The following is a 1,487-nucleotide window of genomic DNA, read 5'->3' as shown; positions in this document are numbered from 1 at the left end:
AACAGTACAAGCCTGGCAAATGGGACTGGGTGATCGTGAATGGCGGCGGCAATGATCTGTGGCTCGGCTGCGGCTGTTTTGCCTGTGATCGCAAGCTTAACAAACTGGTTTCCCCTGACGGACGCAAAGGTGCGATCCCGGGCATGCTGTCAGAACTACGCGCAACCGGTGCCAAGGTGATTTACGTCGGTTATCTGCGCAGCCCCGGCGTGGGATCGATGATCGAGCATTGCCGCGATGAGGGCAACGAGCTGGAAACCCGCATCGAACGCCTGGCTGCACTGGATGAGGGCATTTTCTTCCTGTCGAACAAAGACATGGTGCCCTTTGGCGACCGGTCTTATCACGCACTGGATATGATCCACCCGTCGGTAAAGGCCAGCAACGAGATCGGCCGCAAGTTGGCCGAAATCATTCAGTCAAATTAGGCGGCCCGTCCCGCCGCTTCAGACGCAATCGTAGAATCCATCTCCTGCGTTGGGCCGGGCGCCGTGCTGCGCACGGCGCAACAGCGCATTCCCGCCCGGGCCCGTCCGCGCCGCGCATTGCGCGGTGCCATGCCCAACGGGCGCAAGGCATTGACAATGCCGCTGCGGCGGACGGGAGCCGTCACTTTTCCAATTCCGGGCCTTCCTTGCGTTCTCTGCGCTCATTTTCCAGAGTGCGAAATATCACTGCTATACGGAAACCTGATGCTGCGTTCTATTTTGATCTGCTTACTGGTGCTTGCCAGTGCCTGCACCGGAGACGAGACTTTATCGGCCTATGGGGCGGCAGATAAAACCTGGCGTCTCTCCAGCATCGACAATGCGGCCTTTCCTGCAATTGCCAGGCTAGCCTTCCCTGAACCTGGTAAAATCACCGGGCATACGCCCTGTAACAGTTTCCAGGGTGCTCAGACCGCGCCTTACCCCTGGTTCAGCGCTGAGGCGTTTACCGTTACACGCGCGGCTTGCCCCGAACTGGCACTTGAAACCGAATTTCTGCAGTCCCTTCAGACAATGACTCTGGCCGAGGTTTCCGGAGATGTGCTGATCCTCAGCAACGGCCAGGGACGCGAGATGCTGTTCACAGCCGGCGGATGAGCAGATCCGTCAGCCGCCTCCGCGCCTCTGGAATCGGCAGATTGCCCAAAGATGGCGCCAGATGCGCGTCCAGAAAATAGCCAGTGGTGCGCAACGCCTGCACAATTTCCGCATCCTCCGCGCTGCCCTGTCCCAGCATCACCGGCGGCAAAGGCAGCAGCCGGTCCGCCCAATCACCGGCGCCTTCACGTGAAACAGCCCGGCCTGATTTCGGCGAGACATAACTCAGGGCTCTGTCACTGCCGGTCACGGCGCAAGCTGACAGATCGAGGCCAAAACCCATCTCCTCCAGCAGCGCCAACTCCCAGCGCAGATAGGCAAGCGGCCAGAGTTCTTCATTACCCAAGAGATCCAGCAGCCGTTCACTGCGGGTATAGAGATCAGGGTGCGGCTCACGCTCTG

At 59.6% G+C, this 1,487-nt stretch carries 3 protein-coding genes; 2 read left to right on the top strand and 1 reads right to left on the bottom strand.

The genetic code is table 11. The annotated features are described in order from the left end of the window. Together A2I95_RS37285 and A2I95_RS37280 are read left to right on the top strand one after the other, a co-directional pair. Window positions 1-428, top strand: a 428-nt coding sequence (locus A2I95_RS37285; protein WP_291737498.1) for an SGNH/GDSL hydrolase family protein, incomplete at its 5' end; no start/stop codon positions are given. A gap of 63 nt (window positions 429-491) precedes the next feature. Then, window positions 492-1,085 (top strand): META domain-containing protein, encoded by a 594-nt coding sequence (locus A2I95_RS37280; RefSeq protein WP_367153207.1) that lies wholly within the window; start codon window positions 492-494, stop codon window positions 1,083-1,085. Here the strand turns inward: A2I95_RS37280 and A2I95_RS37275 are convergent. Beyond that, the coding region (locus tag A2I95_RS37275; protein ID WP_291737497.1) for a DNA repair protein RecO at window positions 1,069-1,487 on the bottom strand (419 nt) is incomplete at its 5' end. The two genes, A2I95_RS37280 and A2I95_RS37275, sit on opposite strands and share 17 nt — an antisense overlap.

This window comes from Leisingera sp. F5 (assembly GCF_001593695.1).
The sequence above is the reverse complement of the archived record's forward strand: the minus strand, read 5'-3'. Positions and strand labels throughout refer to the sequence as shown.